Below are 24,580 nucleotides of genomic sequence, written 5' to 3'. Positions count from 1 at the left end.
GGGAGAATCGCGTCAGAGACCCGTGGCACCGAGCAGTGATCCGGCCGCGTACGTGACGGCCATCGCCGTCGCCCCGCCCGCCATGTTCCGCAGGACGGCGGGGCGGGCCGGCGCGCTGCCCAGCCGCGCGCTCTCCCACCCGCACAGCGCGAGCGCGATCAGCACCGCCACCACCGTGACGGACAGCCGCAGCGGCGGAGGCAGCAGCACGATCGCCAGCAGGGGCAGGAGCGCCCCCGCGGTGAACGCGGCGAAGCTCGCGGCCGCCGCGTGCCACGGGTTGGTCAGTTCGTCGGGGTTGATGCCGAGCTCGACCCGGGCGTGCGCGCCGAGGGCGTCGCGTTCGGTGAGCTGCTCCGCGACCTCGCGGGCGAGTTCCCGGGTCAGCCCGCGGTCCTCCAGCAGACCGGTGAGCTCGGCGAGTTCCGCCTTCGGCTCGGTGGCCAGCTCCTCGCGCTCCATGGCCAGGGCGGCCTGCTCGGAGTCGCGCTGGGTGCTGACCGAGACGTACTCCCCCGCCGCCATCGACAGGGATCCGGCCAGCAGTCCGGCCAGCCCGGCGGTCAGGATCGCCGAACGGGAGTCGGTGGCCCCGGCCACGCCGACGACCAGCCCGGCCGTCGACACGACTCCGTCGTTGGCGCCCAGCACCCCCGCCCGCAGCCAGTTCAGCCGGCTCGCGAGCCCGCCCGCGTGGTGCGGCTCACCGTGCTCCACCTCGCTGTGCTCCACCTCGCCCTGCTCCACGGGGCCGGCGCCGCCGTCCCGCTCACCGCTGTCCTCGCCGTTCTGCCCGCCGTCACTCATGCCGCGAGGGTCTCATTCCTGACCGCCCGCGGGCGGTCAGGCCGCGACCGGTGTCCTGGCGTCGTCCGGCACCGGCGGCGCCGCCTCGGGCGCGGCGGGCCTGCGCAGCCCCTTCAGCAGGACGACGAGGGCCGCGGTGACGACCGTGCCCGCCGCGACGGCGACCAGGTACAGCCACGGGTTGCCGATCAGCGGCACCACGAAGATGCCGCCGTGCGGGGCGCGCAGCGTGCAGCCGAAGGCCATCGACAGGGCGCCGGTGACCGCGCCGCCGACCATCGCCGACGGGATGACCCGTAGCGGGTCGGCCGCGGCGAACGGGATCGCGCCCTCGGTGATGAACGAAGCGCCGAGCACCCAGGCCGCCTTGCCGTTCTCGCGTTCCGTACGGGTGAAGAGCCGCCCCCGGACGGTCGTCGCCAGCGCCAGGCCCAGCGGCGGCACCATGCCCGCCGCCATCACGCACGCCATGACCTTGAGGCTGCCGTCGTTCGGGTCGGCCAGACCTCCCACGGCGAAGGCGTACGCGACCTTGTTCAGCGGACCACCCATGTCGAAGCACATCATCAGGCCGAGGACGACGCCGAGGATGATCGCGTTCGAGCCCGTCAGGCCGTTCAGCCAGTCGGTGAGCTGCTTCTGGAGCCAGGCGATCGGCTTGCCGACCACCAGGAACATCAGGAAGCCCACCACCGCCGAGGAGATCAGTGGGATCACCACGACCGGCATGATGCCGCGCAGCACCGGTGGGATCGCGATCCGCTGGATCGCCATGACGACGGTGCCCGCGAGCAGACCGGCCACCAGGCCGCCCAGGAAACCCGCGTTGATCGTCAGCGCGATGGCACCGCCGACGATGCCGGGGACCAGCCCCGGCCGGTCCACCATCCCGAACGCGATGTATCCGGCCAGGATCGGGACGAGGAACGTGAACGCGGTGTCGCCGATCTGGAAGAGCAGCGCCGCCCAGCTCGCGCCCTCGTTCCAGAGGAAGTGATCGGTGACGGAGGGCGCGGCGTTGATCTCGTAGCCGCCGATCGCGAAGGCGAGCGCGATCAGCAGCCCGCCGGCGGCGACGAACGGCACCATGTAACTGACGCCGTACTGTACCCAAGACACTTCAGCTTCACAATGGGGGTTTTCGGGCATGGCAGCGTCGTCCAAGTGGACTCTCCACCCTTCACTAGAGAAGGCCCTACGGGCCGGCCAGACAGTCGAGGAGTACGTGGGCGACCGTAAGCCCTGCTGCTCCTACGCCCGCATCAGTCAAGACAAGAAGAAGGAGATGGGGGTTGCCCGGCAGCACCTCAATAATGACGAGTTCGCTGGCATGCATGGATGCGTGATCGTCTACCGGTACACGGACAACGACATCACGGCAGCAGACCCGGACATCGAGCGGCCCGCCTTCCTCCGTTTGGTTCGGGATCTCCGCGCCCGGCGTACGGCCGAAGACATCAGAGTCGAGGGCTTGTTCGTGGTCGAAGAGGAACGCGTCGTTCGCCTTCCCGAAGACTATTTGAAACTGCACCGAGCGCTTACGGTGGACAAGTCCGGCGCTTTCGCAATCAAAGACACGAACACCTTTCTTGACGTCCATTCCGATTCCGAAATGATCCGGGGACTCCTGAACTCTGCGATGGGGGAGAAGGAAGTCACGAAGACCCGGCGTCGAGTCACGAGAAACATGCGCGACCAGGCGCTTGAAGGTATGCCGACAGGACGTCGCCGCTTTGGATGGAAGGGCGCCGATCCGAAGCTTGATCGTCCTACAAACAAATTCCTCGAACCGAAGGAAGCAAAGATCCTTAGGGAAGCCTTGGATCTTGCCCTGAAGGGGAAAAGCTGGGCAACGATTGTGCACCACTTTGAGGACAGTAAAGTCCCAACGGTTCGCGGCACTCGATGGACGACTACTCCAGTTCAGTACATGCTCACCAACCCCGCCATATGTGGTTACCGAATGATGTACGGCGAACTGGTAAGGGATCGAGAGCACGGAGAACCCATTGTCGGAAAATGGGAGACCATTGCGACTCCAGCGGAATGGCACAAGATGCTTCGGCGGTGCGACTCCTGGTTCAACCTCGAAGGCGACACTGCCTACAGTCGCTACCGTGCGAAGGTTAAAACCGAAGGAAAGAAAAATTATCAGCAACTAGCCGAAGCCACCCGGAAATTCATGCTCACCAATATTGCCCGTTGTGGGTATGTAGACGATGACGGCAACATGTGCCTTGCCAAAATGAAGGGGAACGGGCCGGGCGGATCCAACAAGCACGCACGCTACCGTTGCGGCGACACCCGATGCAATAAAGTCAGCCGACGAGCCGACCTCGTAGACCTCGCCATTGAGATGACCGTAATCAAGGTCCTCGAAGAGCAATTCTCGAATATGCAGCCAGAAGAACAGCTTTGGTACGGCGAAGGCACCCTCACTTCCCTACTCGCGAAACGAGAGGAAATTAAGAGTGCCTATAACGAGAGCCGCATCGGCATGACAGAGTATTTGGATTTCAAGGACACGAACGACAAACAGATCGCGGACTCACAGAAGGACCGGGAAGACTTCTACGCCGAACAGGCGGCCAAGAACCTCCTTGCCGGATTCAAAAAGGAGAAGTGGGAAAGCTTCGACATCAGGCAGAAGAGAACAGCCATAGGGACAATCTACCGCGCTGTGATCATTCACCCAATTCCCAAGGGAAGGTCACGAAGCGCGGAGTTCGACCCTAATCTGTTGGATCCGATCCCTAGGGAAACTCACTGAATCAGATCACGCAAAATCTCAAGCTGCTCCCGGCCTAGGCGGGGGGCAGCTTTTGCCTTCTCTGTGGCCCAGGCATCAATTCGCGCTTGAACGTCGTCCGTGCACGCAGGCGGGGTGTCAGTCGCAGTTGTCATGACTTCCCCTCGTACTTGAGCTGGGCGGCGAGGCCGTGTTGTTGGCGCACAGTTGCGGCGAGGAGTTCTTCGCCGGGGCTGTAGCCGTTGCCGAGATAGGCCCAGGAGGATTCGGTGATGAGGGTGGTGTTTTCTTGTTCGTGCTCGGGTAGGCCGGCACGGATGCGTTCGTGGGCGCGTTCGGTGCGCCAAGTGCGGCGTGCGCCGCGCAGTTCGCCGAGGGTGGTGGAGTAGCGGCGGGATTTGCTGGAGAAGTGGCCCCGGAAGCCGAGCATGTGGGCCCAGTGGCGGAGCTTGAGGTGTGCCAGGTCGGGGATTCCGCCGAGGTCCCAGGCTGTGCGGATCATTTGGCGAACGTGTCGCTGCACCACGAGGTGGACGAGGGGTTGGCCTTGTCCGGTGCCGTCACAGGGTTGGCACTCGGTGCGGCGTCCGTCAGTGAGGCGAAAGCCGCGACCTTTGCAGGTGGGGCAGGTCACCGAGCGGTCGAGGGTTCCCGCGGTTTCTGCTCCCTTGGTGGCGTACTTCGCGACGTAGGCCGCCACCTTGTGATCGGAGAGCTTGGTGGGTGACCGACTCAGAGATCGTGCGTCGATCTGACGCCCCCAGCGAAAGACGCGGGAGCCGATCGCGTCGTTGTCGTCCAGGCGTACGAACACGGCTTTCGCGGCGGCCCGGATCGCCTTGATCAGAACGAGGGTCGTGGCCTCCTCAGGGGGCTCTTGGTCGCTTCCCTCCGGCCCGTCGAAGCGGATGATCGCGTGATAGTGGACCAGGCCGCGCTTTTGGTACTCGGCGACTTTGGCGAACGAGATCCGCAGGACCTTGTTCAGGGCGCGCACGGTCATTTCCAGAGCGGCAGCGACAGCGCGGCGCAGGTAGACGGTGAAGCGCTGCCACAGGGCGGGGGCGTGCGCGTTCCACAGCACGGCGCCGCTGTAGTCGTAGCGGGTGGGGTTGATCGGGGTGCCCAAGGACGGGTCATCGGGGGTGTGGCGGTGTCCGCACTTGCAGGTGAGGCGGGTGCCGGTGGCGTTCTTGGCCCGGTTGTGGACTGCGCCGAAGGAGGGGGCGGTGAAGGTGGCGAACACCCGGGGGTGCCCGGAGACGGTCTCCGGGATGCCTTTGCCGCCGGAGAGCCCGGCTTTGATCAATTGGTAGGTGTCAGCAGCGTAGATACGGGAGCAGGCGGGGCAGCGCGAGGCACGGCGGTTGCCGCACGGCAGCAGGAGCCTGCCCGTGGGGTGGTCATCGGTGTTGAACACGTGCAGGGCTTCACCGGTGGCCGCGTTGAGCGTGGCGGAGTACCCGACGAGCTGAACGGGGTGGGTGCAGCCGCCGAGGCGGCCAATCTGCTCCTGGACGCGGTCGAAGTCGGGGAGCTGAGCCAGGGTGAACAGGTCACGCATGGCGGTGGTCATGACCGGGGCGGCCGGAGCCATCGGTTGGGGCAGGGCCGGGGGCGGGGTGCTGAGGGTGGCGTGTTGGGCAGGGGGGCACCACCGGGCGAGCAGTTCGTGTGCGGCCCGGCTGATCTGTTCCGGGGCGGTGGTGGTCATGGTGGCGGTGTCCTTCCTTGTGGGCAGGGGTGGCCCGGCCAGGAACCGTGCGTGTGGGCATGGCGGTTCCTGGCCGGAGCCACAGGGGGGGTTGTGCGGGGTGGGGGTTAGGCCGGCACGCAGGTCTCAGGCGGTGAGGTGCGCGTGCACGGCACCGGCCAGCGACGAGGCAACCCCGAGACGACTGGCCAGCTCCGGGGCGGTGATGTGCTGCCCGTGCCGTTGCTGATGGTCGGCAGCGATCCGGCGCCCGGCTTCCAGGAGCGGAGCGGGGACAGGACGGACAGCCCCAACCGGGACGGGTGCCGGGGCCGCAGTGGCGACCGTTGGGGCCGCAGCGGCGGGCATGGCCGGTTGCGGCGTAATCGCGGGAGCGGTTGCGGGGTCCGGGATGGTGGTGTGGAAGTGGGCCAGGAGCAGGGGGCCGACCTTGCCCCAGCCCAGGAGCAGGAGGGGTGCGACGGTGTCGAGGGCGGCGCGGCCGTAGTGCCGGGCGGCCAGGGGTTCGGCAACGTTGAGCGCCAGGGTGAGGAGTCCGCACACGTGCATGAGGCGTTGTGCCGGGGCGAGTTCGGCCGGGGCGACGCCATGCAGGGCCAGGTGGCGCAGGGCGACCAGCAGGCCGACCACGGACAGATCCACCATGGGGGCGATCAATGGTGCGATCGGGTGTGGGACGCCCAGGCGAAGCGCCAGGGACCAGACGTTGCCGAAGGAGAAGGTGAAGGCCAGGGCCGCGATGACCGCCATCACGGCCGTGACGATGCGCTGTGTGTTCCGGTCGGCGGTGGCGGTCATCGCGGGGTGTCCTCCCTTCGTTCTGTGGTCGGGGTCGGGCTTAGCGGCTGCCACGGGGGCGAGGGTGGTTCTTGAACATGACCGGGGGTGCGGCCAGGGACACGGCGAGCAGGTCCGTGGGGTCGGCGGTCAAGTGGGCGGTGTCGGCGGCGATCTGCGCGGCGTAGTACGGATCGACCTCCGGCATCCGGACCCGGATGAAGCCCTCCTGCCCCTGGGTGACCATCGCGGCAACGCCGACGTATCCGGGGTCCTGCAACAGCACCGGATTGGCGTCCGGCCAGTTGCGGATGTCCTCCCCCAGCGCGGCCACGGAGGCTTCCGCCGTCTTCTGTGCGAAGGACAGTCCGACCGGGCACACATCCCGGATGAACGTCGGGATCGCATCACCCGTGGCTTTCTGGGTGGCGAGGATGACCACCATCCCGATGGAACGGCCCTTCTTGACGAGGTCTTCCACCAGTCGGGCGTTTTCCGCCGCCAGCGCCGCAAGCGCCTTGGTCTTGGGGTCGCTGCCCTTGTGGTCACGGAAGTACGTATGCGCCTCATCAATGATCACGAGGACCAGCGGCCATTCCGGGGACGGGCCGACGTGCCACATGTTGGCCACCCCCAGCACCCGCCGGATGGTCGAGGACCGCTCACGCCGCAGCGCGACGAGCCGCTTAAGGAGCCGGTTGGCTTCCTCCAGGTCGTCACCGGCGAAGGCGAAGAAGCGTTTCACCATGTCGGCGTAGTCGCCCTCATCGGCCGAGGACACCTTCCCGTCCAGGACAACGATCTGTACCGCGCCCGAGGGCGCCAGGCGGCACACGATGGCGTTGACCAGGGACGTTTTCCCGTACCCGGGCAGGCCGGCCACGGTGATGCCGGGGATGTTGGACACCCGCAGCGTCACCAGCTCGGCGTACTCGTCCACCCCGAGATCCCACAGGCTCACGTCCGGCAGCGGCAGGCCGGAGGGGATGAACGTGGTCGGGACGATCAGGGGGTCGGTGCGCACCGCGCGCATGATGACCTTGCCGGGGCCGTTCTGCCGTACCGACAGCCGGGTGCATCCCCAGTCGTCCGCCAGGTATGCGGCCTTGTTCTTGAAGTCCTCCAGGCCCACGTTCGGCAGGCAGTTCGCGTGCACGATGACGCCGAATCGGTCCGGGACTGTCGAGATCTTGGGAGTCTTCTCCCGGGGCTTGGGTACCTGCCCGTCCTTGGCGGTCATCGAGGCCACGAGCGTGGGCTTCTTGTCTACGACCGACAGGCCCAGCATCAACGCCAGACGCACCCAGCGCCGCCGTATCCGTGCCGCCTGGCGGATGCTGGCCCGCATCTCGGTATCGGCCCGCAGGTAGCGGACGGCGATCCGGATGCCCAGCACCAGGAGCACCACCAGGCCAAGGGCCACGAGCAGCGGCGCATAGTGGGTGGCCGTTTCGGGGGTCATACCGCCCTCCTTTCGTTGTGGGTGTCGAACAGGAACTCGACCAGGGCCAACTCGAAATCGCCCCAGTCCGTCAGGTTGTCCAGCGGCGGATAGCCATGGGCCACGAGCAGCGCGCCCATCGACTTCACGAACTGTTCGGTGAACCGGTCATCGCCGGGCACGTGGTCCAGCGGGTAGGCGCGTGGCGGGCCGAACATCACGCGGCACCACCCCGGTAGAGGAACCTGAACAGGCCCACGTGCAGGTCGACCAGGTCCGGGCCCGTAGTGACGGGCGGGTAGCCGTGCGCCTCCAGGACCTTGACCACGTCGAGGAGCAGACCCGCCGTGAAGCGGGGATCGTCGTCATCCGATGCGAGCGGATAGACGCGCTCGGCAGGCACGGCGGTCACTTGACCAGCTCCAGGCCCTCAGCGCGGTAGGACAGGCCCACGTTCACCGAATCGCCCATGCCCTTGATCCCCCACGGGGCCGCGATCAGGCCCACAGGCCGCACCACCGCACCCGGGGCGAGCTTGTCCGGGATCTGCGACGCCGGAACGGTGATCTTCAGGATCTGTGCGCGCCCGTCAAACATCTCGACGAGGTTGACCACCGACAGCGCCTCACCAGACATCCGGTCGAAAGCCCGCTCCGGCGGCATCCCCTCAGCGGTGTCCTTCAGCTTGTCCACCGCCGCGACCGCGACCATGAACATCGATCCGGCGGTGTCGACCTTGGCGAATGCACGTGCCATGACTTGCTCCTTCGTTGAGCCGAACCCCGTTGGGTGCGGCGTGAGATCAACAGTGCCCGAACACTCTGGAGGAGTCAAGCGATCTAGATGACTCGGTTCGTTCGGAACGGCCTAGAGGTCATGCGGGCCGGGTTATCCACAGGGCGCGACAGGTGTTCAGGGTGGTCTAGATCGGACTATCCTCGGCCTATGACGCTGCCTGCCCACGGCCCGCGACCGCCGTACCAACTGGCCGCAGACAAGATCCGTGAGGACATCCGGACCGGGAAACTGCGCCCTGGCGAGCGTCTGCCGTCTGCACGTGAGCTCAAGGACGAACTCGGCATCGCCAACGCCACCGTGCACGCGGCGCTAAGGGTGCTGAAAGACGAAGGCTTGGTCTACTCCGTCCACGGCCGAGGCACCTACATCGCCGAGTCCAACTACAAGCCCGACCCCGTCGGCGAGTTCAAGTTCGACTACACCCCGCCCGCTTGGTACACGCAGAACACCGGCGAACCCCAAGCGACCGGCGAGAGCGACGAGGAAGCCGCGGAACCGGATCAGCCGGCCCCGGCCCCCGGAGGCGATCAGGCGTCCGCGATGACGGAATTCCTGATCGGCCTCCGAGACCAGATGCGCTCCATGAGCGCTCAGGTCACCGGGCTCACGCAGCAGGTGACCGAACTTGAGTCGAAGGTCCAGCGCCTAGAGCAGCAATCCGCACCTGAACACCCGTAAGGCGCTCGCGCACCTCGTCCAGCTCGGCCACCATCCGGGATCCCAAATCGGCTATCTCCCGCATCAGCCGTAGATCCTGTTCCGTCATCACCATTCCCCCGCTTCGCTGCGAACCCGTCCCACCACTGCTCTCACGCATCGCCAGCCCCCGCACCGCCGCCGGTTACCTCCGCAGGATCACGGACTGTAGAGCGGAAATCCGGCCGCACCAAACGACCTTGATCAACTTCGCGTGAGCGCGTTCCAGTCCCCCGTACGCAGTGGGACGCAGGCGGACGCAGCCGTACACAGGCGGACACAACAGCCGCTCCCACGCCGCTCATTCGCGTGATGGACATCACATTCCCTCCCCGTTAGATAGGCGCTTCGCGGTTCCTTCGACGACGACGGCAAGAGCCGCGCTTCGCTGTCCGCACGAGAAGCCTGGAACGGCAACATCACTGAAAACGTCACTGAAAAGCGCTCTCAAAGTCACAGTTCGGCATCTCCGTTCAGTGATGTTGCGAGTGCCGCTCCGCAGCAGTGGATTGCCCCAGAAACGCCGCACTCTCGCCGCCCTTCGTGCCGCTTGCTCGCCCACCGCACCCGCTAGCGGACCAGACACCGGGACACGGCGGATCTCGTGCCATGTCGGCAGCCTGGCACTCGCGCACACGAACAACCGGCCCTCACCCCCACCAAGGCCCTCTCCTCCCGCCAGGCGGTTAAGAACTTCGCTTTCGCGCCCGCCACACGGGACGACCCCTCTCCCGCTCAACGCCTGTCGCCTCACGCCATCACCTCTCATCGACCGACCCGCGAACTGAAATCGGTGCATTTGTTCAGCACCGCTTTTTTGTTCCTCACCCTGAGGAAGTGGCGAAAAAGGCCCCGATGTGACAGCGCGGCCCACGCGACTTGATATGACCTGCATCACAAGCGCGTCACTTCCTTCCATCGCCCGCCCCACGAACCGCCTTCCGTGGGGTCGGCAATAGAGGTGCCGAGAGCGGCGCATGCGTGACCCCCTCACCGCCCGAAGTTCTGTGACACCCGTCACGCACATGCGGATCCGCCTTCCTCCAGAGCCGCACTGCGCGGCCGAAGGGCCATCCACCCGGGGAAAGCGGACACCTCCCCCCTGTGGACAACTTTTCGCGCCGAAGGGACCGGTTCGCAGGCAGCACAGGCCAGGCGCACCGGTGACCTGGGCAAACGGGCGCCAAGGGGAAACTCTGGCCGTGTTCATGAACGAATCTTGCAAGGAAATGCCTGTGGATAGATTTCCGTGAACGCTCCACCAAAAGACTTGAAGGCCGCCAAAGGCCCATGAAACGTAAGAAAACTTTCCACGAATGTGGGGCATGACGCGCTATCGCATTGACGCGGCGCACGAGGAGGAGCCGACCGGCCGGAAGCGCATGACCGGGCTATCCAGTGCCTTCAACCGGTCGCAGACGACGAGGGGCACGCGCAGGACGAGAAGGCCGACCGACGGCACCAGCCACGTTCCGCAGCAGTGGCCAACGCCGGTCAGCGGCAGAGCTGTTAAGAGTTTCTTTACTGGATCAAGGCGGCCCGCTGACGCGGGCCGCGCGCGCTGGCGGCCCGTGGCCGCCGACGCTCCTGTCTCCGCCCCGCTCCGGCGACCTCGGGCCGCTCAGCGCGCAAGGACAGAGAAGCGGACAGCCAAGAGCAGGAAGCAACCCCGACAGCCCCACAGCAGCCCCACCAGGCCGCACCACGACACGCAGCAGACGCAGCCGGACAACCACACGACCAGCGCAGCCCACGACACCGCTACCCAGGAATCCGCAGGAAGCCTGCGCAGCAACAACCACCACCAGGACCACCGCCACTCAGGACCGGAGACCACGGCCACGGCCGACACCACGACGCGCCGTCACGCACAAGCCCATGGAGTGGCTGAGCACAGTGGAACTGCGGCGAGCCTCCCGCGCCAAGCAGGCCGGCACCCCGCCATCGTGGCTAGCGTTCCGTGGCTGGGGCCCAATCCGCCAAGGGGATCCAGCTCCGAAAGCACAGAGCCCCGGCCACGCACCACGGAGGGGAGTGCGTGACCGGGGCGACCTTGGGTTGTCCTAGGCGGACTGTTTCCGTTCCTTGCTCAGCCGCCGCACCTCGGCTCGTTCCTGGCGTGCCTCGGCCGCGCGCTTGACGCCTTCCTTGCGGCGGACCTCATAGCCATCCGGTTCGACCAGGTGGTAGCAAAGGCCGCAGACGTAGCCACCTTCCGGCCCTTCGATCACCGGTTGCAGACAGTTGCTACACCGCATGGTGGGGGACATATAGGCCCCCGTATTGGCGTCATTGCTCATGACTTCAGTGTGCCGCAACCGAGATGAACGGCAACAGCGGACGCGGACCGGGGTTGACACCGCCGGATGCTCCGCAGTTGCAGGACCAGCGACCGTCCGGACCCTGGATGACTGAAGCTCCACAGACTGTGCAGTTCATGACGACTCTCTCTGATATCGAAGTCTGATGATGCTTACGCGCTCGGCTGGATAGCCCACATGTGCGCCCTCCCTTCCTTGACGATGGCTGGCCCGCTCCCGGGCGGGGAATCTTCCTGCCGACCGGGAACGGGGGCATAGGGGCCACTACAGGCCGTGGGGTCTCCGCCGGTGCCGTCCGGGGCGCACGCCCTCGTGAGTAGGCCCACCAGGCCGGAACGCTTGCTGTCGGGGATCGGGCGCTTCCGTCTCAGCGATCATGAGTGAGTCAAAGATCTGATCGCGGAGCACCTGCGTGCAGAACTCGCACGCATAAACGTGACCAGTTGCACCGCCGAATGTTGCAGCGCCAATCCATAGGACGCGCGTCCGTCCCTGCCCGCACCAGAGCCAGCACCGGCCCGATATCCAGTGGTTTTGGTCGTCTGTTTGTGCGACCGGAGGCAGTCCCGCGACCGTCGGTATCTGTAAACCGGACATCATCGGGCCCACTTCCGTCGATCGTTTTCTACGGCGAGACGCAGGCTCAGTTCGGTTCGCACAGTCAGCCGCACAACATCGCACAGGCGCGCGTCCCAGAGGGCGCCCGTGCGGAGTTCGCGCAGCCTCGCAACGTCACCCTCGATGGCCGTCACAACGCCTAAACGGTGCAAGTTGGTGTCTCGTGCTGCCCGGCCCACCTCAACGTCTCCAGCGGCCCCCAAGGGTTTCCCGGGGCTCACTGCCATACGCTCCGAGATCCCTGAATCTGGGCACACTCTGCCTTGATCTCTGGATCGAGATGGTCCAAGGTCATCGGTCGGCCCTCGCTTCGCTGCTGACGTTGCTGTGTGTACTGCCAGCGTCGCCCTCAGGTGCGTACGCTCACCAGAGACAGGTGTCCCCAACTGGGATTGGGGACAAGGAGGAGAGCACGTATGCCGAAGCCCAGAGAGCTGAAGCCAGGACGCTCCGCGCGGGACCTGTTCGGAGCGGACATGCGTCGCTTAAGGGCCCGCGAGAAATGGTCACTTGCCGAGATGGCCGATCGACTGCCCTACAGCAAAAGCCACTTAGCTCGGATTGAGGGCGCCGAGATCCTGGCCCCGCCGGAGCTGGCGCCCCTATTGGACACACTTTTCAGCACTGACGAACACTTCGTCGGCCTGTTCCGTCTCGCCCGACGAGAGGCCCATCCGGGCAAGTACCGCCCGTACATGGAACTTGAGGCCGAAGCGGTCAAGATCGAGCAGTACGCCGCTCAGGCGGTCCCTGGCCTGCTCCAGACGGAGGAGTACGCCCGTGCGCTGCTTGAGTGCGACCGTGAAGCGACCGAGGAGCGGATTGAAGAGCTCGTCGCGGCCCGCATGAGTCGACAGGAGCTCCTGCGCCTTGACCCACCGCCGCACTCGTGGACGATCTTGGATGAGGCGGTGCTCCGCCGCACCATTGGCGGTTGCGCAGTAATGCAGGAGCAACTTGCCGCGCTCTTGCCGCTCGTGGACTCCCCAACCACGACGATTCAGGTGCTCCCGTTTAGCCACGGGGCGCATGCCCTTCTTGGTGGTTCGTTGACCCTCCTGACGCTGCCAGAGGGCGAGGTGGCTGCCTACGAAGAGGGCATCGACATGGGGCACCTCTACGAGGATTTAAGCGAAGTCCAAAAACGCCAGCGGGCGTACGATGCCCTGCGGGGATACGCTCCGTCGCCCCGCCGTGCCGCCGCCTTGATTTCATCGGCTTTGGAGGACTGCAAGTCATGCGAACCACCACCGACCTGAGCACCGCAGCGTGGCGGAAGTCCACCTACAGCAACACCAACGGCGGCGAGTGCATTGAGGTCGCTGACGGCATCCCTGGTGTCATCCCCGTCCGCGACTCCAAGGACCCCGAAGGGCCGGCCTTGCGCTTCTCACACGACGCATGGTCATCCTTCATTGCTGGCATCCAGGCCGCCGAGTTCCCTGCCACCTGACCCAGCCCACACGCCACCGCCGGAGCCTCTACTCGCTGCCGCCCTCCAAGTTCCGGGCCAGAAACGACGAAGACCCCCGACCGAATACAGCACAGGACGGGGGTCATCGCATGGGGTCGGGTCGGGGTTCCCTTCAGTCCCCCAGGTCGAGCCCCAGGCTGTCGGCCAACTCGCGAAGGACTTCCGGGGGGATGGCCGGGGTCTTAGCCGCCTGCTCAGTGGCCCAGCGCTCCAAGATTTCGTCCATGATGCTCCTGACCTGCGTCTTTCTGAAGTGTCTTGACTTCAGCACCTGACGCCGGTCATCAGCCACTTGCGCAGCCGCGTGCCGAAGCCTTCGGCGGACTCGTCGGGTTCGCCGGCCGTTCCGAACGGCGCATCGCTGCCGTCGGCGCCCGCCGGGTGTGCCGCGGCCGTCACCTCGCCGCGTTCCGCCCTGCCGCGCGCCTCGGCGATGAGCTCCGGTGCGCGGCTGATACCCGCCTTCACCCCGACGTCCACCGTCGGCTTCCCCGCGAAGCGCTCCTTGTCGCGGACCTCCACGTCATGGGCGAGGATCACCGCGTCCGCGGCCTCGATCGCCGCCTTCGGCAACTTCTTGAAGCCGGCCGAGCCTTGGGTCTCCACGGTGATCTGCACACCGGCGTCCCGGGCGGCGTTCTCCAGGGACTCCGCCGCCATGTACGTGTGCGCGATGCCCGTCGGGCACGACGTCACCGCCACGACGCGGAACGGCCGCTCCTGCGGAACGCCTTCGGCTGCGGTTTCCGGTGCGGCTTCCGATGCGGTGACGGCCTGGGTGGCCGGGGTGGCCGGCGGTATGACCTCCGGCTCCGCGGTCGCGGGCTCCGCTACCGGCCCGCCCGCGATCAGGGCCGCGGCCGTCGCCGGGTCTTCGGCCGTGCGCAGGGCCGCGGTGAACTCCGGGTCCATGAGGCGGCGGGCGAGGGCCGACAGGATCGTCAGGTGGTCGGTGTCGGCACCGGCCGGTGCCGCGATGAGGAAGACGAGGTCGGCCGGGCCGTCCGGGGCGCCGAAGTCGATACGGGTGGCGCTGCGGCCGAACGCGAGGGTCGGCTCGGCGACATGCGCGCTGCGGCAGTGCGGGATCCCGATGCCGCCGTCGAGACCGGTCGGCATCTGGGCCTCGCGCGCGGCCACATCCGCGAGGAACCCCTCCAGATCGGTGACGCGTCCGGCGGCCACCATCCGCTCGGCGAGCGAACGTGCCGCCGCTTCCTTGCTGTCGGCGGCCAGGTCGAGATCGACCAGCTCCGCGGTGATCATGGCACTCATCGCGCGGCTCCATTGCTCGCGTCCCCGCCCGGCGGGCGGAACGGACTGTGGGTGGAACGGGGTGCTGCGGCCACCGGGCAGGTCGGCTGCCCGGCGCCCGTCATACGGACGCCCGTTATGAAGGCGTCCGTAATGCCGGCGCCCCTCATGCCGGTTCCCGCAGCAGCCGGGAGAGGGGAACGTCCGCGGTCACGGTGACCGCCGACGGGTCGAGATCCGCCGGCGCCGGCATGACGCTGCCCGGCAGCTGCACGGCGGCCGCCCCATGGGCGACGGCCGAGGCGAGGGCCGCCTCCCCGTCGCCGCCCGCGCCGAGGAACCCCGCCAACGAGGCGTCCCCGGCCCCGACGTTGCTGCGGACCACCGCGACCCGCGCCTGCCCGAAGTACGTACCGGAGTCGTCGACGAGCAGCTGGCCGTCCGCGCCGAGGCTGGCCAGCACCGCCCGCGCGCCCAGGGCGCGCAGTTCTCCCGCCGCCTTCACCACGTCGCCGACCGTCGTGAGCGGCCGGCCGACGGCCGCGGCCAGTTCCTCCGCGTTGGGCTTGACGACATCGGGGCGCATCGCGAGCGCGGCGAGCAGCGAGGGACCCGAGGTGTCGAGGGCGACGCGGGCGCCGGCCCGGTGCGCGCGGGCGACGAGTTCGGCGTACCACTCGGGCGGCAGCCCGCGCGGGAGGCTGCCGCAGCAGGCGATCCAGCGGGCGTCGGCGGACCGGGTGCCGACCGCGTCGAGCAGTGCCTCCGACTCGGCGGCGGTGAGCGTGGGTCCGGCCGCGTTGAGCTTGGTCAGGGTCCCGTCCGGCTCGGCGACCGAGACGTTGACCCGGGTCGAGCCGGCGATGCCGACTCCCGCGACCTCGATGCCCTGCTCCCCCAACAGCCGGCCGAGCAGCGCACCTTCGGGACCGCCGATCGGCAGCACGGCGACCGTGCGCCGCCCGGCGGCGGCCACCGCGCGCGAGACGTTGACGCCCTTGCCGCCGGGGTCGACCCGGTCGGCGGTGGCCCGCAGCACGGCCCCGCGCTCGAGCGCGGGGATCTCGTACGTACGGTCCAGGCTCGGATTCGGCGTGACGGTGACGATCATGCGCGTACTACTTCCGTGCCCGCGCTCTCGATCGCGCGGGCTGCTTCGGGGCTGAGTCCCTGGTCGGTGATGAGCAGGTCGACATGGGAGAGGTCTCCGAAGCGTGCGAAGTTCCGCTGTCCGTACTTCGAGGAGTCGGCGAGCAGCACGACGCGCCGCGCGGCGGCGATCATCGCCCGCTTCACGGCGGCTTCGGCGAGGTCGGGGGTGGTGAGCCCGCCCTCGGCGGAGAAGCCGTTCGCGGCGAGGAACAGCACGTCGGCGTGGATCTCGCTGTAGGCGCGCAGCGCCCACGCGTCCACCGCGGCGCGGGTGCGGTGCCGGAGCCGGCCGCCGACGAGGTGCAGGGTGAGGTCCGGGTACTCCGACAGGCGCGCGGCGATCGGCAGGGCGTGCGTCACGACGGTGAGCCGTGAGTCGAGCGGGAGGACGGCGGCGAGCCGGGCCGCGGTGCTGCCCGCGTCCATGACGACGCTGCCCTCGGCGGGCAGTTCGGCCAGCGCGGCGCGCGCGATCCGGTCCTTCTCGTCGGCCGCCGTCGCCTCGCGCTCGGCGAGGTCGGGCTCGAAGTCGAGGCGCCCGGCCGGTATGGCCCCGCCGTGCACGCGCTGGATCAGTCCGGCCCGGTCGAGTGCCTTGAGATCGCGGCGGATCGTCTCCGGCGTGACGTCGAACTCCTCGGCCAGCGAGGGGACGTCGACGCTTCCGAGATCGCGGGCCCGCCGCAGGATCTCTTGCTGCCGCTCCGGGGCGTACATGTGGTTTTGCCTCCGCCTCATGCCCGAGTGTGTTGCTATGCCGTCACCGTACGCACGGTTCGACCGAAAGTAAAAACAAACAGGCATGCGGCGGATTCATTCGGACATAGGCGGGACGTCATGGCCAGGAAGGGGGCGATGGATCCCGGACCGGGTCCGGACATGGCCGAACCCCGGCGCGGGGGGGGTTGCGCCGAGGTTCGGGTTCAGGGGCGGCGGGGACGGACCCCGCCGCGGGTCAGGCGGCCTCGTACTCCAGGCCCGTGTCGCGGGCCATGCGCTTGAGGTCTGCCAGGGCGTGCTTCTCGATCTGCCGGATGCGCTCACGCGTCAGGCCGTGCTGCTTGCCGACCTCGGTCAGCGTCCGCTCGCGGCCGTCCTCGATACCGTACCGGGACCGGATGATCGAAGCCGTGCGTTCGTCGAGTCGGCCGATGAGCTCTTCGAGCTCCTCTCGGCGCAGCATGACGAGGACGGACTGCTCGGGAGAGGCGGCGGCGCCGTCCTCCACGAGATCCCCGAACTCGGTCTCGCCGTCCGCGTCCACGGACATGTTCAGGCTGACCGGGTCACGGGCCCAGTCGAGCACGTCATGCACGCGGGACGGCGTCGAGTCCAGCTCGGCGGCGATCTCCTCGTGCTCCGGGTCGCGCCCGTGCTCACGGTTGAACTCCCGCTGCACACGCCGGATCCGGCCCAGCTCCTCCACCAGGTGGACGGGGAGCCGGATGGTGCGGGACTGGTCGGCGATGGAGCGCGTGATGGCCTGGCGGATCCACCAGGTCGCGTACGTGGAGAACTTGAAGCCCTTGGCGTAGTCGAACTTCTCGACGGCGCGCACCAGGCCCGCGTTCCCCTCCTGGATGAGGTCGAGCAGCGGAAGACCGCTGCGCGGGTAGCGGCGGGCGACCGCTACGACGAGGCGCAGATTGGAGCGGATGAAGACGTCCTTGGCGCGGTCGCCGATGGCGACCAGCGCCTCCAGCTCCTCGCGATCGGCACCAGCCCCGGCACCTTCGACGAGCTGGGAGTCACCGGAGAGTATGCGCTCGGCGTAGACGCCGGCCTCGATCTCCCGGGACAGTTCGACTTCCTGCGCAGCGTCGAGCAGCGGCGTACGAGCGATCTCGTCGAGGTACATACCGACGAGGTCGCGGTCTGCGGCTTCCCCGCCAACGGCGCGGACGCTGCTGCTCCCGCCTGCGGAACGACGGGCGACGGCACGGGTTGCCATGCGTGCTCCCTTGCGAAGGTTCGGTCGGGTGTCGGTTGGAGCGGGACTCTTGATGCTGCCCTTCGGCTGCCCGCTCTGATCTGGATAACGACTGGAATCCGGACACAATTCCCCTGTCGATCACTGATTTTCGCGATCTTGCAGTATCCTGTGCCGCCACACAGCGAGGCGCAGCGCTGTGGGTGGCCGGGAAGCCCAGGTCAGGGCCGGTCGCGGGGCGATCCGGGGCCTTGGCGGACTTCCACGGCCGCTGTGCCCGTGAGACGCCGCTCACATCCGTGGCCCGTGACCGGCATCCGGTGTCGGCATCCACTGGCACCGTCCGCCGTCACTGTCCGCTGTCGGGTCCCGCGCCCGGGCTTCGCCGCCCGTGGCTGCTCTCCTACCCACAAGACGGCCCGTACCGCATATTGGTTGCCCAAACAGGCGAAGAAGCCCTGAATGACCCTGGTCCCCGGGACCTAGGTCCCCAGCCCGTTACGCCCCAATGGCACCCCGGCCTACCGTCGGCCCCATGGAACCCAGGCGTACGACCGACACGACCGGCGTCCTCGACGAGGCCCTCCAGCGACTGCACTCCACCGGCCCGGAATTCAACGGCTGGCTGACGAACCACGGCCCGATGGCCGTCGAGGCCCTGGTCCGGGGCGGCCACGCCGCCGAGGTCCACCGCTGGCTGGACTACTACCGCACCAAACTGGAGGATCCGCCGCGCCCCACCGAGCCGATCACCGCCGGCGGCTGGCAGGAGGCGCTCGGCGATCCGCGCAGGACCGCCGACTGGACGGAGTACTTCGTCCGCGAGACGAGCGAACGCCCGTGGCGCGACGTGCTGGCGCAGTGGTGGCCGCGGCTGCTTCCCGGGATCGCCGCCGGCGCCACCCATCCGGTGATCCGCGTCGGTCACGCCGTCCGCACCCTGCTCGCCGATGAGGCGGACAGGTCAGGCGCGGCAGGCAGGCCAGGCGGGGCAGGCGGGTCAGGCGGGTCAGGCGGGTCAGGCAGCAACGGGCAAGCGGTCGCGGCCGACGGCCCCCGGCTCGCCGAACTCGCCCACGGGCTCGGTTATTGGGCGGCCCGCAGCCTCCCGACACCCGGCCTCGCGCCGCTGTCCGGCACGGCCGCCCCGGCCGAGGCCCTGGACGGCGTCCCGCCGATAGCCGGCCAGGGGTCGGGGTACCGGGACGGCATCGCCCTGCTCGCCGACACCCCTGGCTGGACGGCGGCCAGCGCCTCGCTCCGCGCGCCCGCCACCCCGGACGAGGCCCGGGACCTGCTCGCCGAGCTGGTCAGGGCGGCCACGTACCGCTACGCCGCCTACGGCCACCAGAACCCGGTCATGCTGGTGCACGCCGCGACAGCGCCCAACGCCGTGCTGCGCACCCTCCCCGCGCTGCCGTCCGAACTGTGGGTGCCGAGCCTGGGCGCGGCCTGGGCGGCCGGCGCGGCCGTGACCGCGCTCTACTCGCCCACCGCGCCCACTCCCGCCGCCGGACTGCCCGAGCCCCCGGCCGGATCCGTGGCCGAGGCCTCCGAGGAACTCTTCGCGCGGGCGGTCCGGCACGGCGACGAGCACACGGTGAAGTTCGCCGACACCGCACTCGACGTGGCCGCCGCCACCGGCAGTACGGTCGCTCTCGTGGCAGCCGTCCGGGCGACCGAGCTGATCGAGCCCGCCCTGTAACGGACCCCACGACCCCAGGACCCCATGCGCGGGCATGGCGGGGGTTCTCCGGAGTCCACTCCGGGCGCCCCCGCCTTTCGTTTACGCTCGACGGCGCCCAGCTCTCGCGCCCGATCAGCTGAACGGAAGCCACCCACCATGCTCGTACGCCGCCTCCTGATCGGATCGGCCGTCCTGGCCGGCACCGTCACCCTCGCCGCCTGCGGTTCCGGGGACGGCGGCGGCACGAAGCCCACTTCTCCCGCCTCCACCCCGGCCTCCGCCACCGCCGCCGCTCCCGTTCCCGTCACCGGCGGCGCGCCCTGGCCCGCGCCCGCGGACGCCTCCGCCCGCGCCAAGGTGGCCGGACTGCCGATGCTGGGCGCCGAGGGCCAGGTGCTGCACATCCACAGCCACGTGGACGTACTGGTCAACGGCAGGTCCCTGGTGGTGCCCGCCGACATCGGCATCGACCTGGAGCAGCAGAAGATCAGCCCACTGCACACCCACGACACGACCGGCATCGTCCACATCGAGTCGCCGGTGCAGGCCGACTTCACCCTCGGCCAGTTCATGACCGAGTGGAACGTGCCGCTCACCAAGGACCGGCTCGGCCCTCTGAGGACCGGCGGCGGCAAGGAGCTGCACGTCTACGTCAACGGCAAGGAGCAGAGCGGCGATCCGGCCGCCGTCAAGCTCACCGCGCACGCGGAGATCGCCATCGTCTACGGCAAGCCCGGCACGGAGGTGCCGTCGGCCTACGCCTTCCCCGCGGGCGTCTGACCGTCGGAGAACCCTTGACGGCGCCCCTTTGACGGCGACCGTTCGACAGCCGACACAGGAAGGGCCCCGCCTCCGGTTGTCCGGAGACGGGGCCCTTCCTGGTTCCGCGTACTGACTTACTGCGTACTACTGACTACTGCTGACCACGGGTGTGGATCCTGATCAGTGAACGATGACCGGGATCGGCAGGCCCTCGGCCATCTCGTCCTCCAGGCTCTGGCCCGAGACCTCGCTGCCGGGGACGCCCGTGTTGATGAACGTCGCCGCGATGAGGGCCGCGAGCACCAGTGCGCCGAAGGCCCACCAGATCGCCGTGGAGAAGCCGTGCACGGCCGCCTCGTTCGCGAAGCCCACCTTGCCGAGCTTCCCGGCGGAGGCCAGGTTGGACGCGGCCCACGTGGTGGTGGCGCTGGCGGCGATGGTGTTCAGCAGCGCGGTGCCGATGGAGCCACCGACCTGCTGCGAGGTGTTGACCATCGCGGAAGCGATTCCGGAGTCGCGCGGCTGGACGCCGTGCGTCGCCAGGCTCATGGCCGGCATGAAGGCCGAACCCATGCCGAGACCCATCAGGACCAGGCCCGGCAGAACGATGCCCGCGTAGTTCGGGGTGGTCGAGATCTGGGTGAGGATCAGCATGCCGACGGAGGCGACCAGGAAGCCCGGTGCCATCAGCATGCGTGGCGGCACACGGAGCATGAGCCGGGTGCCGACCTGCGTGGAACCGACGATCATGCCCGCGACCATGGGCAGGAACGCGAACCCGGACTTCATCGCCGAGTAGCCCAGGATGTTCTGCAGGTAGAACGTCAGGAACAGGAACAGACCGAACATGCCGATGATCGCGATACCGAGCGACAGGTAGACGCCGCCACGGTTGCGGTCGGAGATGACGCGCAGCGGGAGCAGTGGCGCCTTCGCGCGGCTCTCGTAGAACACGAACGCCGCGAGCAGCACGACGGACGCGATCAGCAGGGCGATCGTCTTGGTGGAGCTCCAGCCGTCCTCGGCCGCGACGGTGAAGCCGTAGACCAGGGAGACCAGACCCAGGGTGGAAAGGATCACGCCGGGGATGTCGAGGCGGTTCGGGTTACGCGAACCGGCCGGCTCGTGCACCACCAGGTAGGCGCCGATGGCGGCGACGACCGCGAAGGCGATGTTGACGAAGAGCGTCCAGCGCCAGTTCAGGAACTCGGTGAGGACACCGCCGAGGATCAGACCCACAGCGGCACCGGCACCGGCGATGGCACCGTAGACACCGAACGCCTTGGCACGTTCCTTGGCATCGGTGAACAGCACCGCGAGCAGCGACAGGGCGGCCGGCGCGAGCAGTGCGCCGAACGCACCCTGCAGGGCGCGGGCGCCGAGCAGCATGCCGGTGTTGACGGCCGCGCCACCGATCGCGGAGGCGGCGGCGAAGCCGAGCAGACCGACGATGAAGGCGTTCTTACGGCCGAACAGGTCGGAGATACGGCCACCGAAGAGCAGCAGTCCACCGAACGCGAGGCTGTAGGCCGTGATGACCCACTGCTTGTTGGCGTCGGAGATGCCGAGGTCCGTCTGGGCGGAGGGAAGGGCGATGTTCACGATGGTCGCGTCGAGCACGACCATCAGCTGAGCGATCGCGATGAATATGAGTGCTTTCCAGCGCCGGGGATCCGGCTGCAGTGTCTTGTCGGGCATAGCAGGCATAGCTGTACTCACTAAGGGTGCGGAGGGGCAGGAAATGGGGACGTTTGTGGGAATTCGTCAGCGCTGCTGCTGCAGGTCCTCCAACGTCACGGCGGCGCCCGGTAGCGCCGACCACGCCGGGGCGCGCAGCCCATCGAGGAAGATCTGCAGGTGACGGTGCACGAACCGGTCCATGTCCATGCACGCCTTACCGGGCAGCGGTCGCGTGAGCTGCGTGATCGCAACCATCAGGTCACCGACGGCGATGTCGGTGCGGAGTTGGCCAGAGGTTCGCGCTCTGTCCATTATGTCCTCGATCGAGCGATTCAGCCGGTCACGAGCCGCGAAGATCGCCGGATCGTTCCCGTCGAAGGCCTCGGAGAGCATCGGGCACAGCGCGCCGACCCGGTCCTCCGCCGATTCGAAGACGAAGCGCCGCAGGGCCTCGAAGGCGTCGGGCTCCTGTGCGACCGCGGCCTCGGTCCGCTCGGTGATCCGCGCCATCACCGACAGGACCACCTCCCGGACGAGTTCGGCCCGGTCCGCGAAGTGCCGGTAGAGCGTGGCGTTGCCGACTCCGGCGCGGCGCGCGACCTCGTCCAGCGGGACCTCGGCCCCGTGCTCGACGAAGGCTTCGCGCGCGGCGGCGACGATCCGCTCCCGGTTGCGCGAGGCATCTGCCCGCAACCGGGGGGATCGCGATTTCACGGCGCTGCCGACCACCGGACACTCCTTCTGGCGAAAGGGGAAGGTGAAGCGGGGAATCAGTCCCCGCTTCGCTCTGACACCAGACTAAACGGGGAGATGGTCCCCGGATATTTCGGGTCCCCTGTGTGACCTGCGACACATTCCGGATCAACGTCCGCGACCAGGCGGCGAACGGCCGGTCGCGAGCCGTCCGGAGCGCTTTCCCGCACTTTCATTGAATCTTCAAGAAGTGGACATAGGATGGACAGCATGAAATGGCTGACGGAAGAAGAGCAGGCCTCCTGGCGCGCGTATGTGCACGCCACGACGCTCCTGGAGGACCACCTCGACCGGCAGCTGCAGCGCGACGCCGGCATGCCGCACATGTACTACGCGCTGCTGACCACGCTCTCCGACGCCCCCACCCGCCGGATGCGGATGACCGAACTGGCGCAGCAGACGAAGATCACCCGCTCCCGGCTCTCGCACGCCGTCACCCGGCTGGAGAAGAACGGCTGGATCGCCCGCGAGGACTGCCCCTCCGACCGTCGAGGTCAGATGGCCGTGCTCACCGACGAAGGGTACGCGGTGCTGGTGCGGACCGCGCCAGGACACGTCACGGCCGTCCGCTCGGCGATCTTCGACCGGCTCACCCCCGAGCAGGTCCAGCAGCTGGGCGAGATCTCCCGCATCATCGCCGAGGGCCTGCAACCGGAAGGCGCCGACCTGCCCTGGCTGCGGTGAGCCAAGGCGGATCGGCGCCTGTCGGAAAGCCAGGAGCGGGTCCGTGGGAACCGCTCGGTCATGCAACCGGCTGACTACGCCACCTACTCCACGACGATCTCGACGGTGATGTTCCCGCGGGTCGCCTTCGAGTACGGGCACACACCGTGCGCCTGCTCGACCAGCTTGCGGCCGATCTCGCCCTCCAGCTCCGCGGGCAGCTCCACGCGCAGCGTGACGGCGAGCTCGAAGCCGCCGTTCGCGGCATCGGCGCCTATGCCTACCTCGGCGGTCACCGAAACGTCCTTGGTGTCGACCTTCGCCTCACGCCCCACGAGCCCGAGCGCGCTGGAGAAGCACGCCGCGTAGCCGGCCGCGAAGAGCTGCTCGGGGTTGGTGCCCTTGCCGTTCCCGCCCAGGGCCGGCGGCATGGCCAGCTGCAGGTCCAGCTGACCGTCCGAGCTCACGGCCCGGCCGTCGCGTCCATTGGCCGTGGCCACAGCGGTGTACAGCGCACTCATCGGAACCATCCCTCTCCACACTTCACGGCCCGGTTGCCCCGGGCCGCGCTCAGCACTACTAGAGCACACAACTCAATTGTGCACAACTAAAGGGTACGCTGGTTACATGAGGACGACCGAAACGGCACCCGCCGAATACCTGCGACTGGACAACCAGATCTGCTTCGCGCTGCACGCGGCGTCCAGAGCGTTCGGCAGCCTCTACCGGACGGCGCTGCGCGACCTCGCCCTGACCTACCCCCAGTACCTGGTGATGCTGGTCCTGTGGGAACACGGCGAGCTGCCCGTCAAGAAGATCGGCGAGCATCTGCGCCTCGACTCCGGCACCCTCTCCCCGCTCCTGAAGCGCCTGGAGGCCGCAGGCCTGGTCCAGCGCGAGCGCAGCGCCCTCGACGAGCGCTCGGTCACCGTCCGCCTCACCACCGCGGGCGACGCCCTGCGCGAGCGCGCCCAGCGGGTCCCGGAACAGATCGCGACGGCCACCGGCCTCACCCTCACCGACCTGACCGACCTGCGCACGCGCCTCCACCACCTGACCACCACCCTGGACGCGGCCACCCCGGACCCGGCGGCCGACCCCACCCCCGAGTAACCCGGCCGCCCGACACCGCGGCCGCCCGACATCGCGGCCGTCCGACACCGCGGCCGCCGGGACCCGCCAGCGCCGGGCGCCCCGAATCCGCTAACCTGTCCTCACCCCGCCCCAGTAGCTCAGGGGATAGAGCACAGCTCTCCTAAAGCTGGTGTCGCAGGTTCGAATCCTGCCTGGGGCACACCATCCGC

Annotated in this window: 22 protein-coding genes, 1 tRNA gene and 2 pseudogenes; 9 read left to right on the top strand and 16 right to left on the bottom strand. The window is 68.1% G+C overall.

The genetic code is table 11. The features are described 5' to 3' along the window. Positions 1-12 precede the first annotated feature (12 nt). Both O3W51_RS05125 and O3W51_RS05120 read right to left on the bottom strand, forming a co-directional pair. Positions 13-807, bottom strand: a complete 795-nt coding sequence (locus O3W51_RS05125) for a VIT1/CCC1 transporter family protein (RefSeq protein WP_138354751.1) — start codon at positions 805-807, stop codon at positions 13-15. Between the two features lie 36 nt (positions 808-843). Then, positions 844-1,920 (bottom strand): annotated as a pseudogene (locus O3W51_RS05120) (PTS fructose transporter subunit IIC); the annotation flags it as partial. Positions 1,921-2,032: 112 nt separating this feature from the next. On the opposite strand from O3W51_RS05120, the gene O3W51_RS05115 reads away from it, so the two are divergent. Beyond that, positions 2,033-3,577: a recombinase family protein gene (locus tag O3W51_RS05115; RefSeq protein WP_269284132.1), complete on the top strand. Its 1,545-nt coding sequence runs from the start codon at positions 2,033-2,035 to the stop codon at positions 3,575-3,577. A 130-nt stretch (positions 3,578-3,707) separates the two neighbouring features. Here O3W51_RS05115 and O3W51_RS05110 read toward each other — a convergent pair whose 3' ends face one another. From O3W51_RS05110 to O3W51_RS05085, 6 genes are all read right to left on the bottom strand, one after another. Further along, positions 3,708-5,153, bottom strand: coding sequence for a replication initiator (locus O3W51_RS05110; RefSeq protein ID WP_164294444.1), 1,446 nt, complete (start codon positions 5,151-5,153; stop codon positions 3,708-3,710). Between the two features lie 243 nt (positions 5,154-5,396). Beyond that, entirely contained in the window at positions 5,397-6,068 is a 672-nt protein-coding gene (locus tag O3W51_RS05105) for a DUF2637 domain-containing protein (RefSeq protein WP_269284129.1), read from the bottom strand. 40 nt (positions 6,069-6,108) lie between these two features. Continuing rightward, positions 6,109-7,509 carry an FtsK/SpoIIIE domain-containing protein gene (locus O3W51_RS05100; RefSeq protein ID WP_164294379.1) on the bottom strand — a complete coding sequence of 467 codons (1,401 nt, stop codon included), beginning with the start codon at positions 7,507-7,509 and terminating at the stop codon, positions 6,109-6,111. After that, a complete protein-coding gene (locus O3W51_RS05095) occupies positions 7,506-7,706 on the bottom strand; it encodes a hypothetical protein (RefSeq protein WP_164294378.1) in 201 nt (66 codons plus the stop codon). Before O3W51_RS05095 ends, O3W51_RS05100 begins: the two co-directional genes overlap by 4 nt. Further along, positions 7,706-7,900 carry a hypothetical protein gene (locus O3W51_RS05090; protein WP_203724910.1) on the bottom strand — a complete coding sequence of 65 codons (195 nt, stop codon included), beginning with the start codon at positions 7,898-7,900 and terminating at the stop codon, positions 7,706-7,708. Before O3W51_RS05090 ends, O3W51_RS05095 begins: the two co-directional genes overlap by 1 nt. Then, a complete protein-coding gene (locus O3W51_RS05085) occupies positions 7,897-8,244 on the bottom strand; it encodes a hypothetical protein (protein ID WP_164294377.1) in 348 nt (115 codons plus the stop codon). Before O3W51_RS05085 ends, O3W51_RS05090 begins: the two co-directional genes overlap by 4 nt. A gap of 189 nt (positions 8,245-8,433) precedes the next feature. Here O3W51_RS05085 and O3W51_RS05080 point away from each other — a divergent pair, with 189 nt between their 5' ends. Further along, the gene (locus O3W51_RS05080) at positions 8,434-8,964 is read left to right on the top strand and encodes a winged helix-turn-helix domain-containing protein (RefSeq protein WP_164294376.1); all 531 of its coding nucleotides are present in this window, start codon (positions 8,434-8,436) and stop codon (positions 8,962-8,964) included. Between the two features lie 2,081 nt (positions 8,965-11,045). Here the strand turns inward: O3W51_RS05080 and O3W51_RS05075 are convergent. Further along, positions 11,046-11,282, bottom strand: coding sequence for a hypothetical protein (locus O3W51_RS05075; protein WP_164294375.1), 237 nt, complete (start codon positions 11,280-11,282; stop codon positions 11,046-11,048). A 1,055-nt stretch (positions 11,283-12,337) separates the two neighbouring features. Here O3W51_RS05075 and O3W51_RS05070 point away from each other — a divergent pair. Both O3W51_RS05070 and O3W51_RS05065 read left to right on the top strand, forming a co-directional pair. Then, positions 12,338-13,180: a helix-turn-helix domain-containing protein gene (locus tag O3W51_RS05070; protein ID WP_164294374.1), complete on the top strand. Its 843-nt coding sequence runs from the start codon at positions 12,338-12,340 to the stop codon at positions 13,178-13,180. Continuing rightward, complete coding sequence (locus tag O3W51_RS05065) at positions 13,159-13,374, top strand: DUF397 domain-containing protein (RefSeq protein ID WP_164294373.1); 216 nt, start codon at positions 13,159-13,161, stop codon at positions 13,372-13,374. Before O3W51_RS05070 ends, O3W51_RS05065 begins: the two co-directional genes overlap by 22 nt. 294 nt (positions 13,375-13,668) lie before the next feature. Here the strand turns inward: O3W51_RS05065 and O3W51_RS05060 are convergent. From O3W51_RS05060 to O3W51_RS05045, 4 genes and pseudogenes are all read right to left on the bottom strand, one after another. Further along, positions 13,669-14,670 (bottom strand): annotated as a pseudogene (locus O3W51_RS05060) (fructose PTS transporter subunit IIA); the annotation flags it as partial. A 145-nt stretch (positions 14,671-14,815) separates the two neighbouring features. After that, a complete protein-coding gene (gene pfkB / locus O3W51_RS05055; RefSeq protein WP_138354753.1) occupies positions 14,816-15,760 on the bottom strand; it encodes a 1-phosphofructokinase in 945 nt (314 codons plus the stop codon). After that, the gene (locus O3W51_RS05050) at positions 15,757-16,518 is read right to left on the bottom strand and encodes a DeoR/GlpR family DNA-binding transcription regulator (protein WP_138354773.1); all 762 of its coding nucleotides are present in this window, start codon (positions 16,516-16,518) and stop codon (positions 15,757-15,759) included. The genes pfkB and O3W51_RS05050 overlap by 4 nt, the downstream gene beginning before the upstream one ends. 238 nt (positions 16,519-16,756) lie before the next feature. Beyond that, positions 16,757-17,752: a sigma-70 family RNA polymerase sigma factor gene (locus tag O3W51_RS05045; protein ID WP_138354754.1), complete on the bottom strand. Its 996-nt coding sequence runs from the start codon at positions 17,750-17,752 to the stop codon at positions 16,757-16,759. A 514-nt stretch (positions 17,753-18,266) separates the two neighbouring features. Here O3W51_RS05045 and O3W51_RS05040 point away from each other — a divergent pair. Together O3W51_RS05040 and O3W51_RS05035 are read left to right on the top strand one after the other, a co-directional pair. Next, entirely contained in the window at positions 18,267-19,436 is a 1,170-nt protein-coding gene (locus O3W51_RS05040; protein WP_138354755.1) for a questin oxidase family protein, read from the top strand. A gap of 138 nt (positions 19,437-19,574) precedes the next feature. Beyond that, entirely contained in the window at positions 19,575-20,198 is a 624-nt protein-coding gene (locus tag O3W51_RS05035) for a hypothetical protein (RefSeq protein WP_164294369.1), read from the top strand. Positions 20,199-20,360: 162 nt separating this feature from the next. On the opposite strand, the gene O3W51_RS05030 is transcribed toward O3W51_RS05035, so the two are convergent. Next, positions 20,361-21,887: an MFS transporter gene (locus O3W51_RS05030; RefSeq protein ID WP_138354757.1), complete on the bottom strand. Its 1,527-nt coding sequence runs from the start codon at positions 21,885-21,887 to the stop codon at positions 20,361-20,363. A gap of 57 nt (positions 21,888-21,944) precedes the next feature. Further along, positions 21,945-22,589 carry a TetR/AcrR family transcriptional regulator gene (locus O3W51_RS05025; protein ID WP_138354758.1) on the bottom strand — a complete coding sequence of 215 codons (645 nt, stop codon included), beginning with the start codon at positions 22,587-22,589 and terminating at the stop codon, positions 21,945-21,947. 225 nt (positions 22,590-22,814) lie between these two features. Between O3W51_RS05025 and O3W51_RS05020 the strand changes: the two genes are divergently transcribed. Continuing rightward, positions 22,815-23,297, top strand: coding sequence for a MarR family winged helix-turn-helix transcriptional regulator (locus O3W51_RS05020; RefSeq protein WP_138354759.1), 483 nt, complete (start codon positions 22,815-22,817; stop codon positions 23,295-23,297). A gap of 83 nt (positions 23,298-23,380) precedes the next feature. Here O3W51_RS05020 and O3W51_RS05015 read toward each other — a convergent pair whose 3' ends face one another. Beyond that, complete coding sequence (locus tag O3W51_RS05015; RefSeq protein ID WP_138354760.1) at positions 23,381-23,797, bottom strand: organic hydroperoxide resistance protein; 417 nt, start codon at positions 23,795-23,797, stop codon at positions 23,381-23,383. Between the two features lie 106 nt (positions 23,798-23,903). On the opposite strand from O3W51_RS05015, the gene O3W51_RS05010 reads away from it, so the two are divergent. Both O3W51_RS05010 and O3W51_RS05005 read left to right on the top strand, forming a co-directional pair. Further along, positions 23,904-24,389, top strand: coding sequence for a MarR family winged helix-turn-helix transcriptional regulator (locus O3W51_RS05010; protein WP_138354761.1), 486 nt, complete (start codon positions 23,904-23,906; stop codon positions 24,387-24,389). Between the two features lie 108 nt (positions 24,390-24,497). Further along, positions 24,498-24,570, top strand: a tRNA-Arg gene (locus O3W51_RS05005). The last annotated feature ends 10 nt before the right edge of the window (positions 24,571-24,580 follow it).

Origin of the sequence: Streptomyces sp. H39-C1, from assembly GCF_027158125.1 — a bacterium.
Lineage (GTDB): Bacteria > Actinomycetota > Actinomycetes > Streptomycetales > Streptomycetaceae > Actinacidiphila > Actinacidiphila fildesensis.
This window is presented reverse-complemented; position numbering and strand designations above follow the sequence as displayed.